Genomic DNA, 13278 nt, shown 5'->3' on the forward strand with positions numbered 1-13278 from the left:
CGCTTAAATCCTCACCGAAATACCCTGATCTGCCATGAAGCGTTTTGCTTCACCGACCGTGTGTTCGCCATAGTGAAAGATGCTGGCGGCAAGCACCGCATCGGCGTGCCCTTCGGTGATGCCGTCGGCGAGATGCGCAAGCGACCCCACGCCGCCCGACGCGATCACGGGAATCGAGATCGCGTCCGATACCGCCCGCGTCAACGCAAGGTCGAAGCCGCTCTTGGTGCCGTCGCGATCCATGCTGGTCAGCAGGATTTCGCCGGCGCCGTACTCCGCCATCTTGCGCGCCCATTCGATCACATCGAGCCCGGTGTTCTTGCGTCCACCGTGCGTGAACACTTCCCAGCGCGGGGTTTCGTCGCCAGTGCTGACGCGCTTGGCGTCGATCGCGACCACAATGCACTGCGAACCGTGTTTATCCGATGCGTCGCGCACCAGTTGCGGGTTCGACACCGCCGATGAATTCATGCTGATCTTGTCAGCGCCCGCGTTCAGCAGCCGCCGCACGTCTTCGACAGCCCGCACGCCGCCGCCAACGGTCAACGGAATGAAAACCTGCGACGCCACCTGCTCGATGATCGGCAAGATCAGATCGCGTTGATCGGAAGTTGCGGTGATGTCGAGAAACGTGAGCTCGTCGGCGCCTTGATCGTCGTAGCGACGGGCAATTTCCACGGGGTCGCCTGCATCGCGCAATTCGAGGAAGTTGACGCCCTTGACCACGCGGCCAGCGGTGACGTCGAGACACGGGATGATGCGTTTAGCGAGAGCCATAGTCTTGCAATTGCCGTTTTGCTGCGAGTGTGAATGCTGACGAAGGCGCGGCGGTCTCAGACTTGAAACCGACATCGGGAAAAGATGCTGCGTCGGCGCAAATGCGCATTGAGCGGCCACCAAAGACGCTGGCGGGCTTGAATGAAGCGCTGCGCAGCAGCGCTGCTTCAGGCGTCGTCCGCTTCGCGCAGTTTGTCGGCGCGTGCTTGCGCAGCAGTGAAATCCAGGTCACCCGAGTAAATCGCGCGCCCGCAGATCACGCCTTCAATGCCTTCGTCTTCGACTTCGCATAACGAGTCGATATCGCCGATATTGGACAGGCCGCCGCTTGCGATCACCGGAATCTTGACGGCTTGGGCGAGCCGCACAGTCGCTTCGATGTTGATGCCCTGCAGCATGCCGTCGCGGCCAATGTCCGTGTAGATGATCGCTTCACAGCCGTAATCCTCGAACTTGCGGCCGAGGTCGATGACTTCGTGACCGGTCAGCTTGCTCCAGCCGTCGGTTGCGACCTTGCCGTCTTTCGCGTCCAGACCGACGATGATATGGCCCGCAAAAGCGGTACACGCGTCTTGCAGGAAACCTGGATTCTTGACCGCCGCCGTGCCGATGATCACGTACTCCAGACCATCGTCCAGATAGCGTTCGATGGTATTCAGGTCGCGAATCCCGCCGCCGAGCTGCACCGGGATGTCGCTGCCGACTTCCTTGATGATTGCCCGGATGGCGTCTTCGTTTTTAGGCTTGCCGGCAAATGCGCCGTTCAGGTCGACGAGATGCAGCCGCCGCGCGCCTCGCTCGAGCCAGAGCCGGGCCATTGCCGCCGGATCTTCGGAAAAAATGGTCGCCTGGTCCATATCGCCTTGTTTGAGGCGTACGCACTGACCGTCTTTTAGATCGATGGCCGGAATGAGCAACATAGAAATAGCGTTAAAGGAAAGGGTTGATCGAACGATTGCGAATCTGGGCGGAGCGCCGCTTTTCGCCTACCGTCTCGCTAGTGTAGTACAAGTAATGCGCACGTCACGGCTGCAAACGGCATAAGCCAAAACGTCAGAATTACGCCGCGCAGACATCACGGATTCCAGTGAACGAAGTTACGGTACAGGCGCAATCCGGCATCGGCGCTCTTCTCCGGATGGAATTGGGTGGCGAAGAGGTTATCGCGGGCAATCGCGGACGTGAAAGGCGCCCCGTACAGGGTTTCGCCGGACGTGTGCGCCGGGTTGTCCGGCACACCGTAATAACTGTGCACGAAATAGAAAAACGAGTCGTCAGGCACGCCTTCCCAGATCGGGTGGTGCTGCGCCTGACGCACGCGGTTCCAGCCCATTTGCGGAACCTTGAAGCGCGAACCATCGTCCTGCAACTTTCCTTCGAGGACAAACCGCACGACCTTGCCTGGCACGAGACCCAGCCCATTCGTGCCGTCAGCGCCGCCTTCCTCGCTCCAGTCGAACAGCATTTGCTCGCCCACGCACACGCCGAGCATCGGCTTGTTCCGCGCGGCTTCCATGACGGCTTCCTGCAAGCCCGACGCGCTGAAATGCGCCATGCAGTCGCGCATTGCGCCCTGTCCCGGCAACACGATCCGGTCGGCCGCACGGATGGCTTCCGGCTGCTCGACGATCGCCACGTCCGCTTCCGGCGCGGCATGGCGCAGCGCCTGATACACGGAGCGCAGGTTGCCCATGCCGTAATCCACGATTGCTATCGAAGTTTTCATCGAATTCACTAAAACAACGCTATTTCAGGGAGGGGATCAACGCCTTCAATCCATTGACGATAAATTCGACCGCCAGCGCCGACAACATCAGACCCATCAGCCGCGTACCAATGTTGATACCCGTTCGGCCGACCCAGGTTGCGATCGGCTCGGCCAGGCTCATCGCGCCGTAGCACAACACGGCCAGCACGCCGCCAATCATGACGAGACCAATGCGGTCGTACCAGTGCGCCACGCTTGCAGAATAGATGATTACCGTGCTGATCGAACCCGGCCCCGTCAGAAGAGGAATGGCCAGCGGCACGACCGCGATGCTGTTCTTGATCTCGGCTTCGTGCCGCTCTTCCGGCGTGGAGCGCGCGTTGCCAGTCTGCGCGTTCAACATGTTGATTGCCATCAGCAACATGATGATCCCGCCGCCGACTTCAAGCGATCCTACGGAAATGCCGAAGAACGCGATGATTTGCTGTCCGAGCAACGCCGTCACCGCGATCACGCAGAACACCGAAATGGACGCGATCCGGATCGTGCCCGCTTTTTCCGAGCGCGACATTTCGGTCGTCAGGCTCAGGAAAAACGGAATCGCGCCGACCGGATTGATCAGCGCGAGCAGGGATATAAACGATTTGAGTAGGTTCATCGCGGGCCGTCACGGCGTTGCATGGTGCAAACCGTGGCGTTTATCCGGCTTCAGAGGCTGCCCTTGGTAGATGGAATCTGCCCGGCCGCGCGTTCGTCCAGTTCTACGGCCATGCGCAGCGCGCGCCCGAACGCCTTGAAGACGGTTTCCACCTGATGGTGCGCGTTGATGCCGCGCAAGTTGTCGATGTGAAGCGTTACGCCCGCGTGATTCACGAAGCCGCGGAAGAATTCGATGGTCAGGTCCACGTCGAACGTACCAATGCGCGCGCGCGTGAACGGCACGTTGAATTCCAGGCCCGGACGGCCCGAAAAGTCGATCACGACACGCGACAACGCTTCGTCGAGCGGCACGTACGAATGGCCGTACCGGCGAATGCCCTTGCGGTCGCCGATTGCCTTCGCCACCGCCTGGCCCAGCGTGATGCCCGTGTCTTCGACCGTGTGATGGTCGTCGATATGGAGGTCGCCATGCGCTTCGACGTCGAGGTCGATCAGGCCGTGACGCGCGATCTGGTCCAGCATGTGGTCGAGAAACGGCACGCCGGTCGCAAGTTTTTGTTTGCCGGTGCCATCCAGATCGAGCTTCACACGGATCTGCGTTTCGCTGGTGTTGCGAACGACTTCCGCAATGCGCATGGTATTTCCTTCGGGACGTTTAAGAGAATTCAGTGCAACGCGAGTTTCAAAGCGGCGATCATTTGCGCGTTCTCTTGCGCCGATCCAACCGTCAAACGCACGCAATTTGCCAATAACGGATGCATTTTACTCACGTTTTTGATCAAAACCCGCGATGTCAGCAGGGTTTCGAAGACGGCTGCGGCATCCGGAACACGAACCAGCAGAAAGTTGCCGGCGCTGGGATAAACGGTCGCGCCGGGGAGCGCTGCGACGGCCTGTTCCAGACGTGTGCGTTCGAGGCGAAGTCCGGCGGCCTGGGCATCGAGCACATCGAGGTGATCCAGCATGAAATCCGCGGCCGCCTGCGTCAGCACGTTGATGTTGTACGGCGGGCGGACTTTGTCGAACTCGGTGATCCATGACGCCTTGCCGGCCAGGTAACCGAGGCGGATGCCGGCCAGACCGAGCTTCGAAAACGTGCGCATGACCACCACGTTGTCGAACTCGGCGGCACGCGGCAGCCAGCTTTGCTGCGCGAACGGCTGATAGGCTTCATCGATTACGACAAGACTGCCCGATGCCGCTGCGATCACGCGTTCCATATCGGCGTCGTCGTAAAGCGTGCCGGTGGGATTGTTCGGGTACGCGAGATACACCAGCGCCGGATTGTGCACTTCGATAGCGGCGATGAGCGTGTCGGCATCGAGCGTGAAGTCGTCGTTCAAAGGCACGCCGACGAAGTCCAGCCCCGCGAATTTTGCCGAGATTGCGTACATCACGAAGCCCGGAACGGGCGCGATCACCTTGGCGCCGGGCTTCGCGCACGCAACCGACATCATGCTGATCAGTTCGTCCGAACCATTGCCGAGCAGGACTTCGCACGCGGCGGGAACCTGCATCACGCGCTTGATCTTCTCGATCAACGCGGTGGGGCGCGGCTCGGGATAGCGGTTCAGCGCGACATCGGCGAGCCGTTCGCCTAGTCTGGACGCGAGTTCTGCCGGCAGCCGATACGGATTTTCCATCGCGTCGAGCTTCACCAGGCCGGTGGAATTCGGCACGGGATAGCACGTCATCGCGAGGACGTCGGGGCGGAGAATGTCTTGTGGTCGTGTCATGGTCTGCGAACTTCCGGGCGGCTTTTGAGCCGCCTCCTATAAGTGTAGTGTTACTGCGCCGTGTTTTTCATCCGGTACTCAGCGCTGCGGGCATGCGCCTGCAGGCCCTCCCCGTAGGCCAGTTCCGCTGCAATTTCCCCGAGCGTCTGCGCGCCTTCCGCGCTAACTTCGATCACGCTCGAACGCTTGATGAAGTCATACACGCCAAGCGGCGATGAGAACCGCGCCGTACGCGATGTCGGCAAAACGTGGTTCGGTCCCGCGCAGTAATCGCCGAGACTTTCGCTCGTGTAGCGGCCGAGGAAAATCGCGCCCGCGTGGCGAATCAGCGCGCCCCATTGATGCGGATCGAGCGCTGAAATCTCCAGGTGTTCCGGCGCGATGTCGTTGGCGATCGCGCACGCTTCGTTCATGTCGGCGACCTTGATCAACGCGCCGCGATCTTCCAGCGAGCGCTGGATCACGTCGCGACGCGGCAACGTGGGCAGCAATTCGTTGATTGCGTCTTCCACGCGCTGGATGAACGCGGCGTCCGGGCACAGCAGGATGGATTGCGCGAGTTCGTCGTGCTCGGCTTGCGAGAAGAGATCCATGGCGACCCAGCGGGGGTCCGTGGTTCCGTCGCAGATGATCAGGATTTCCGACGGTCCCGCGATCATGTCGATGCCGACCGTGCCGAACACGCGCCGTTTCGCCGAGGCCACGTACGCGTTGCCGGGGCCGCAGATTTTATCGACGGCCGGGATGGATTGCGTGCCGTACGCGAGCGCGCCAACTGCCTGCGCGCCGCCGATGGTGAACACGCGATCCACGCCACCCAGCAACGCCGCCGCCAGCACCAGCGGATTCTTCACGCCGTCCGGCGTGGGCACGACCATCACGATTTCCTTCACACCGGCAACCCGCGCAGGAATCGCATTCATCAGCACGGACGACGGATACGCCGCCTTGCCGCCCGGCACGTAGATTCCGGCGCGATCCAGCGGCGTGACTTTCTGGCCGAGCATGGTGCCGTCGGCTTCAGTGTATTGCCAGCTATGGCTGCCACACTCGATTCGCTGCTTCTCGTGATACCCGCGCACGCGCGCCGCCGCTGCTTCGAGCGCCGCGCGGCGTTTCGGCTCGAGCCCTTCGAGCGCCGCTTCGAGTTCGGACTGCGGCAATTCCAGCGAAGCCACGCTTTCCGCCTTCAGCCGGTCGAACTTGTTCGTGTAGTCGAGCACGGCTTCGTCGCCGCGCTTTTTTACGTCAGCGAGAATTTGCGCGACAGAGCGCTCGATAGCTTCGTCCTCGCTCGCCTCGAACGCGAGCACCGCGTGCAGCGCCGTGTGAAAACCGTTGGCGCTGGAGTCGAGTTTGCGAATCTTGATAGACATGATGCTGGTATCCGTTTGTTTGCCTTGGCCTGCGTCGCTTTGCCTACACACTAGCCGACGCGCGTTCGAACGCATCGAGATAAGGCTTCAACGCAGCGCGCTTCAACTTCAGCGCGGCCTGGTTCACGACCAGACGCGACGATATTTCCATGATCTCTTCGACTTCGACAAGATCGTTGGCGCGCAACGTGTTGCCCGAGCTGACCAGGTCGACAATAGCATCGGCCAGTCCGACCAGCGGCGCGAGTTCCATCGATCCATACAGCTTGATCAAGTCGACGTGAACGCCCTTCGACGCGAAATGCTCTCGCGCCACTTCAACATATTTTGTCGCAATGCGCAGCCGCGCACCTTGCCGCACGGCGGTTTCGTAGTCGAAACCGTTTTTCACCGCCACCGACATCCGGCAGCGCGCAATGTTCAGGTCGACCGGCTGGTACAGCCCGCCACCGCCGTGTTCGATCAGCACGTCCTTGCCCGCCACGCCGAAATCCGCAGCGCCGTATTCCACGTAAGTGGGGACATCGGTTGCACGCACGATGATCACCCGCAAATTCGGATTCGTGGTCGGCAAGATCAGCTTGCGCGACGTTTCCGGATCTTCGGTCACTTCAACGCCGGCGGCTGCAAGCAGCGGCAAGGTTTCTTCGAAGATCCGTCCCTTCGACAAAGCCAGCGTCAGCATTGCCCCCGCCGGCACCGATGCAGAAGTCTGCAGTGAACTCATTGCTCCACCCCGTTGCCCTTGATGCGCCGCACGTTTGCGCCGACGGCCGTCAGCTTGCTTTCCATCCGGTCGTAGCCGCGATCGAGGTGATAGATCCGGTCGATCAGCGTCTCGCCTTCCGCACACATGGCCGCGATCACCAAACTCGCCGATGCCCGCAGATCCGTTGCCATCACCTTCGCGCCCGACAGCTTTTCGACGCCGGTAACCAGCGCCGTGTTGCCATCGACAGTAATGCTCGCGCCCAGGCGGTTCAGTTCCTGCACATGCATGAAGCGGTTTTCGAAGATGGTTTCGACCGCTTGCGACGTGCCGTTGGCCATGGTGTTGAGCGCCATGAACTGGGCCTGCATGTCGGTCGGGAACGCCGGATATTCCGATGTCCGGAAACTCACCGCGTTCGGACGCTTGTTCATGCGCACGCGAATCCAGTTCTCGCCCTCTTCCACCGATACACCCGCTTCGTGCAGCTTCTCGATCACCGCTTCGAGCAGCGAAGGATTCACGTTACGCAACGTGACGTCGCCGCCGGTCGCCGCAACGGCGCAAAGAAACGTGCCGGCTTCAATGCGGTCAGGCACGACTGAATGGCGCGCGCCATGCAGCTTGTCCACGCCTTGAATGACGAGCCGGTCCGAGCCGATGCCATCGATCTTCGCGCCCATCGCGACGAGCAGATTTGCAAGGTCGCTGACTTCCGGCTCGCGCGCCGCGTTCTCGATCACCGTTTCGCCTTCCGCCAGGACCGCCGCCATCAGCAGGTTTTCCGTGCCGGTGACCGTGATCATGTCGGTGACGATGCGCGCGCCTTTCAGGCGCTTAGCCCGCGCCTCGATAAAACCATGCTCGATGGTGATCTCGGCGCCCATCGCCTGGAGGCCCTTGATATGCTGATCGACGGGGCGCGCGCCGATGGCGCAGCCGCCCGGCAACGACACCTTCGCTTCACCAAAGCGCGCGACGAGCGGACCGAGCACGAGGATGGACGCACGCATGGTCTTGACCATTTCGTACGGCGCGACGAGGTTGTCCAGCTTCGCTGCGTTCAGCGACACGCGGCCATCCGCCGACTCCGAACGCACGCCCATCTGGTTGAGCAATTTGAGCATCGTGCGCACGTCCTGCAGGTTGGGCACGTTTTCCAGATGCACGTCGTCTGCGGTCAGCAAGCTGGCGCAGAGAATCGGCAATGCCGCGTTCTTCGCACCGGATACAACGATTTCGCCCGAGAGCTTCGAGCCCCCGACAATCACGAGTTTGTCCATGCCTGGCGTTCCTTCTACGGAGCTTCCTGCAGCGGCGCCGTGGTTGGCGTCGCGGTTGTCTTGAGTGAATCGCACTAAATTTCCAGCTAATCGGTTGACAGGTGATGCTCAGATACAGCGCGAGCCGGCGAACCGCTCAGGCGGGTTTCCACTCGGCGGGCGTCAGCGTCTTCATGCTCAGCGCGTGGATTTCCGCGCGCATGCGGTCGCCAAGGGCCGCGTAAACGAGTTGGTGACGCGCGATCGGCCGCTTGCCTTCGAACGCATCGCTCACGATGGTCGCAAAGAAATGCTGGCCGTCGCCTTCGACTTCGACGTGCTGGCAAGACAAGCCGCCAGCGATGTAGTCCTTCACTTGCTCGGGAGTCGGCAACATGGGTGTCTCCTGAAAATTGAGCGAATCGATTAAATGAGCCTGCGAGTGAGCCTGATGAGTGAGCCTAGTGGCGCAGCTTGTAGCCGCTTGCCAGGAGGCGCATGGCAACCACAGCCAGCACGATAAAAAACCCGCCGACAATGCCAAGGCTCGCAAGCGGACTGACGTCGGACATGCCGAAAAAGCCGTAGCGGAAACCGTCGATCATGTAGAAAAACGGATTGAGCCGCGACACTTCGCGCCAGATGGGCGGCAGCGTATGCGTGGAGTAAAACACGCCCGACAGGAACGTCAGCGGCATAATCAGGAAGTTCTGGAACGCGGCGAGCTGGTCGAACTTGTCTGCCCAGACGCCGGCGATCAACCCGAGCGTGCCGAGAATCGCCGAGCCGAGGATGGCGAACGCGAGAATGTAGAGCGGCGCGGAGAAGCTCATTGGAATGAACCACACCGTCACGATAAAGACGCCGAATCCAACCGCCAATCCGCGCACAACCGACGCCAGCACATACGCGAAGAACATTTCCCAGTGCGAGAGCGGCGGCAGCAGCACGAACACCAGATTACCCGTGATCTTCGACTGAATCAGCGACGAAGAACTGTTTGCGAACGCGTTCTGCAGCACGCTCATCATCACGAGGCCAGGCACGAGAAAACTCGTGTAGGCCACACCTGGATAAACCTCGACATGACTCGTCAGCGCGTGGCCGAAGATCATCAGGTACAACAAGGCCGTGATCACCGGCGCGAGCACGGTCTGGAACGCGACCTTGTAGAAACGCAGGATTTCCTTGTAGAACAGGGTGCGAAAGCCGCTCATGACAAGCCCTCGACCACTTCCGGCCCGTTCATCACTTGCACGAATACGTCTTCCAGATCTGCCTTGCGGACATCGATTTCATCGAACGTGCAGCCGGCCGCTCGGCATTTCGCGAGGATCGGCTCGACATCGTCGTAGCTTGAAAGTCGCAGCAAATGATTCGTGCCCGAGGTCGCCCGCGGATCGACTTCCAGCGTGCGCAGCTCGACGGGCAACACGCCCTGCGAGAATCTCAGCGAAAGCTGCATGCCGGCGAAGCGCTGCAACAGCGTGCTGGTTCGTTCGAGCGCGACCACCTCGCCGCGACGCAGCATTGCGAGCCGGTCGCACAAGGCCTCGGCTTCTTCCAGATAGTGCGTCGTCAACACGATGGTGTGACCCTCGCGGTTCAGGCGCGAGATGAATTTCCAGAGCGTCTGGCGCAACTCGACATCGACACCCGCGGTCGGTTCGTCGAGCACGATCACCGGCGGTTTGTGCACCAGCGCCTGCGCGACCAGCACACGGCGTTTCATGCCGCCGGACAGTGCGCGCGTGTTGACATCGGCTTTCTCGGTGAGATCGAGATTCGCCATGATTTCGTCGATCCAGTCATCGTTTTTGCGCAGACCGAAGTAGCCCGACTGGATGCGCAGCGATTCGCGAACAGTGAAAAACGGATCGAAGACGAGTTCCTGCGGCACCACGCCGAGCGAACGGCGTGCATCGCGGAAATCCGTGACCACGTCGTGGCCGCGTACGGAGATCGTGCCGCTATCCGCGCGCGCGAGGCCCGCGAGAATGCTGATCAGCGTAGTTTTACCCGCGCCGTTCGGGCCGAGCAGACCGAAAAACTCGCCCTCTTCGACGACGAGATTCACGCCTTTGAGCGCTTGCAGCTCTTTGTAGCGCTTTTTGACGTTGCGTATTTCTATGGCTGACATTGACAGTGCGCGCGCGTGTTGGGGGCTGCGCCTCTAGGTGTGCGGATCGGAACCAGAACCGGCCTTCATTACGACGAAAGGCGGAAGTCAGGCCGAAAAAACGGTTGATTATAGGCCATCTGCGGCTGGGAGCTGCCGCAAGCGTGTCCGTGACAACCCTGTCTGGCGCGTCTCGTCGGCGTCAGAACGCGACGACAAAACGCCATGGGTTCAGGCAGACAGGATCAATGTCGGAAGGTGAGAAGCGTATCGACGCCATAGACTTGCGCGAGACTGGCAAGCCCGGAGGGGAGATTGACGACGGCAAATGCCGCACCGCGCGCAGTGGCAGCACGCTGCCACGCGATCAGGACGGCGAGCGCCGACGAATCGAATTGCTTGAGCGGCGCGCAATCCACTTCGGTTGCGCCCGCTGCGATCCGCGACAAACCCGCATCGAGCGCGCTCTTTGCGCTGTCGTGCGTGAGGGTCGCGGCGGTTTCGAAGCGACTCACGATGCCTTGCCGTTCGCGAGTTGCTGGTTACGCTGGGTCAGGAACTGCAGCAGGCCGGACACGCCATGCTGCTGGATCTGCTCGTTGAACTGCTGCTGGTAAGCCTGGATCAGCCACGCACCGAGCACGTTGATGTCGTACACCTTCCAGCCCTGCGGCGTCTTGTACAGGCGGTAGTCGAGCTGGATCGGCGAACCGTTGTTCAGCACGACCGAGCGAACGACCACGTCTGTGTCGCTCGGATCAGCGCGGAACGGCTTGTACTGGACTTGCTGGTCGCGAACCTGCGCCAACGCGCCCGCATACGTGCGGATCAGCAGCATCTTGAACTGCTCGACGATCTGCTTTTGCTGTTCCGGCGTCGCCGTGTTCCAGTTGCGGCCCATCACCAGACGCGTGGTCCGGGTGAAGTCCGTGTATGGCAGGATCTTTTCATTCACCAGTTGCGTGATGCGCGTGATGTTGCCCGACTGGATCTGCTTGTCGGCCTTGATTTGATCGAGAACCTGGGAGGTCACCGTCTTGACGAGTCCGTCTGGCGTCGACATATCGTCGGCTTGAGCGAACGCGCCCGTGCAAAAAGCCATCAGCACGGCAAACAGGGGGAGCAAGAATAGTTTTTTCATTAAAGACTCTGCAAAAAAAGTGGCCTGGGTTTGAGCGCGGCGTGCACTACGAGTTCATCACCGCACTATTACCAGCCGTCAAAACGCTTTCGATATATTACTGGCGCGCGGTGTTTTGCGCTTTTTCCACACTTTGCTCAACGCAGCCTGAACGACGGGAACGATGGAATGCGCGGCGGCACCATGCGATCAGCCGGAACACCCGTCGCGCCAGGAGCACTTGCGCCCGCTGCGCCCGAAGCCGCTTGCGGCGCCGATGCCGAGCCTGCCGGCGGCGACGCCAATACACCTGAAGCAGCTCCCGCGCCTGCCGGCGCATTTACGTCGTCATATTTCGGTAGCGGCTCGTTGCCTGTGTCGCCGTAATCCGGCACGGCCGTGTTGTCCTGATTGCCAAGCAGATACTGACGGCGCTGAAGGTACGCATTGCGGACGAACGAGTATTTGTCGAGCGCGGCGTCAGCCAGTACGTCGCTTGCGCCGAGCAGGTTCGCACGCGTGTTCACCAGTTCCACACCAAACAGCGTCGTGCGGAACCAGGTCGGATCGACATAACTCGTCACGTTGCCGAAATAGTCGACCACCGTACCGGCCGTATCCCGCACCGTGCTCGGTCCGAGCAGCGGCAACACGACGTAAGGACCCGACGGCACGCCATAGTGGCCAAGCGTCAAGCCGAAATCCTGATTGTGCTTGGGCAAGCCCGCGACGCTCGCCACGTCGAAGAGACCCGCCACGCCGAAGATCGAGTTCATCACGACGCGCATGATGTCCGACACGCCGTCCGCAATCCGCAACTGCACGAGATTGTTCGCGGCCGTGTAGATATCGCCGATATTGCCAAAGAAGTTCGTCACGCTGTCGCGCACCGGCTGCGGCGTGATGAACACATAACCCTTCGCAATCGGCTTGAGCGCGACCTGGTCGATCTTGTCGTTGATCGTGAACATCGTCCGGTTATAGCTTTCGAACGGATCGCCCTTCGTGGGCGTGGTCACAGTCGCGCACCCGGCAAGCACCGCCACCGCGAGCACCACGGCCGCGTTCTTTACGCGCATTGCCTGCATTTTGTTCTTCTCCTTATTGTCGCTGACCCGAAGGCTGGCTTGTACTGCGAAATATGCCTGCCTTCGGCTGCCTGAATTTTGCCGGATCAATAAGTCCGGATCATTGACCTGCGGCGCTTGCGCCCATTGCGCTAGCCGCGCCCGGGAACGCCGGAGCCGCGGGCGTTGCAGCGGCTGGCGCTCCAGCGCCAGGCGATGCCGGCTTGGATGCGCCCGAATCCGCCGCCTTGTTGTACAGGAACTGCCCGATCAGGTTCTCGAGAACCACGGCCGATTGCGTCATCGAAATCGTGTCGCCGCTCTTGAGCATCTGGTCGTCGCCGCCTGGCTCGAGCCCGATGTACTGTTCGCCGAGCAAGCCCGACGTCAGGATCTTCGCCGACGAATCCTTCGGAAACTGATACTGCTTGTCGATATCGATCGTGACCTGCGCCTGATACGTATTCTGGTCAAAGCCGATATTCGCAACACGGCCCACCGTCACGCCCGCGCTTTTCACCGGCGCACGCGGCTTCAATCCGCCGATATTGTCGAACTTCAGCTTGACCGGATAGGTCGGCTGAAACGACATTGCGTTCATATTGCCGGCCTTCAGTGCAAGGAATAACAGCGCCACGAAACCCAGCACCACGAAGAGGCCGACCCAAAAGTCGAGAGCAGCAGTCTTTTTCATCGTCTTCCCAAAGAATCTTGTCGCAGTTTTTTGCGTGAAGGTCTGTGCCC

General features: G+C 60.7%; 16 protein-coding genes. All 16 read right to left on the minus strand.

What is annotated here, in order from left to right; translation table 11 throughout:
- Nucleotides 1-3: 3 nt before the first annotated feature.
- Entirely contained in the window at nucleotides 4-777 is a 774-nt protein-coding gene (gene hisF / locus AX768_RS13835) for an imidazole glycerol phosphate synthase subunit HisF (RefSeq protein WP_062000437.1), read from the minus strand.
- 167 nt (nucleotides 778-944) lie between these two features.
- Nucleotides 945-1697: a 1-(5-phosphoribosyl)-5-[(5-phosphoribosylamino)methylideneamino]imidazole-4-carboxamide isomerase gene (gene hisA / locus AX768_RS13840; protein WP_062000438.1), complete on the minus strand. Its 753-nt coding sequence runs from the start codon at nucleotides 1695-1697 to the stop codon at nucleotides 945-947.
- Nucleotides 1698-1852: 155 nt separating this feature from the next.
- Nucleotides 1853-2503, minus strand: coding sequence for an imidazole glycerol phosphate synthase subunit HisH (gene hisH / locus AX768_RS13845; protein ID WP_062000439.1), 651 nt, complete (start codon nucleotides 2501-2503; stop codon nucleotides 1853-1855).
- 19 nt (nucleotides 2504-2522) lie between these two features.
- Entirely contained in the window at nucleotides 2523-3143 is a 621-nt protein-coding gene (locus tag AX768_RS13850) for a MarC family protein (protein ID WP_062000440.1), read from the minus strand.
- Between the two features lie 50 nt (nucleotides 3144-3193).
- The gene (gene hisB, locus AX768_RS13855) at nucleotides 3194-3781 is read right to left on the minus strand and encodes an imidazoleglycerol-phosphate dehydratase HisB (protein WP_056355581.1); all 588 of its coding nucleotides are present in this window, start codon (nucleotides 3779-3781) and stop codon (nucleotides 3194-3196) included.
- Nucleotides 3782-3810: 29 nt separating this feature from the next.
- A complete protein-coding gene (gene hisC, locus AX768_RS13860) occupies nucleotides 3811-4881 on the minus strand; it encodes a histidinol-phosphate transaminase (RefSeq protein WP_062000441.1) in 1071 nt (356 codons plus the stop codon).
- A 50-nt stretch (nucleotides 4882-4931) separates the two neighbouring features.
- A complete protein-coding gene (gene hisD / locus AX768_RS13865; protein WP_062000994.1) occupies nucleotides 4932-6257 on the minus strand; it encodes a histidinol dehydrogenase in 1326 nt (441 codons plus the stop codon).
- Between the two features lie 43 nt (nucleotides 6258-6300).
- Complete coding sequence (hisG, locus tag AX768_RS13870) at nucleotides 6301-6984, minus strand: ATP phosphoribosyltransferase (RefSeq protein ID WP_062000442.1); 684 nt, start codon at nucleotides 6982-6984, stop codon at nucleotides 6301-6303.
- Nucleotides 6981-8249, minus strand: a complete 1269-nt coding sequence (gene murA, locus AX768_RS13875) for a UDP-N-acetylglucosamine 1-carboxyvinyltransferase (protein WP_062000995.1) — start codon at nucleotides 8247-8249, stop codon at nucleotides 6981-6983. Before murA ends, hisG begins: the two co-directional genes overlap by 4 nt.
- Nucleotides 8250-8385: 136 nt before the next feature.
- Nucleotides 8386-8625: a BolA family protein gene (locus tag AX768_RS13880; RefSeq protein WP_062000443.1), complete on the minus strand. Its 240-nt coding sequence runs from the start codon at nucleotides 8623-8625 to the stop codon at nucleotides 8386-8388.
- Between the two features lie 64 nt (nucleotides 8626-8689).
- Complete coding sequence (locus AX768_RS13885; protein ID WP_062000444.1) at nucleotides 8690-9445, minus strand: ABC transporter permease; 756 nt, start codon at nucleotides 9443-9445, stop codon at nucleotides 8690-8692.
- Entirely contained in the window at nucleotides 9442-10368 is a 927-nt protein-coding gene (locus AX768_RS13890; RefSeq protein ID WP_062000445.1) for an ABC transporter ATP-binding protein, read from the minus strand. Before AX768_RS13890 ends, AX768_RS13885 begins: the two co-directional genes overlap by 4 nt.
- A gap of 224 nt (nucleotides 10369-10592) precedes the next feature.
- Nucleotides 10593-10862 carry an STAS domain-containing protein gene (locus tag AX768_RS13895; protein WP_172811952.1) on the minus strand — a complete coding sequence of 90 codons (270 nt, stop codon included), beginning with the start codon at nucleotides 10860-10862 and terminating at the stop codon, nucleotides 10593-10595.
- Nucleotides 10859-11488 carry an MlaC/ttg2D family ABC transporter substrate-binding protein gene (locus tag AX768_RS13900; protein WP_062000447.1) on the minus strand — a complete coding sequence of 210 codons (630 nt, stop codon included), beginning with the start codon at nucleotides 11486-11488 and terminating at the stop codon, nucleotides 10859-10861. Before AX768_RS13900 ends, AX768_RS13895 begins: the two co-directional genes overlap by 4 nt.
- A 137-nt stretch (nucleotides 11489-11625) precedes the next feature.
- Nucleotides 11626-12555, minus strand: a complete 930-nt coding sequence (locus AX768_RS13905; protein WP_062000448.1) for an MlaA family lipoprotein — start codon at nucleotides 12553-12555, stop codon at nucleotides 11626-11628.
- Between the two features lie 100 nt (nucleotides 12556-12655).
- Nucleotides 12656-13228, minus strand: a complete 573-nt coding sequence (gene mlaD, locus AX768_RS13910; RefSeq protein WP_062000449.1) for an outer membrane lipid asymmetry maintenance protein MlaD — start codon at nucleotides 13226-13228, stop codon at nucleotides 12656-12658.
- Nucleotides 13229-13278: the final 50 nt, after the last annotated feature.

Origin of the sequence: Burkholderia sp. PAMC 28687 (assembly GCF_001577465.1) — a bacterium.
Classification (GTDB): Bacteria; Pseudomonadota; Gammaproteobacteria; order Burkholderiales; family Burkholderiaceae; genus Caballeronia.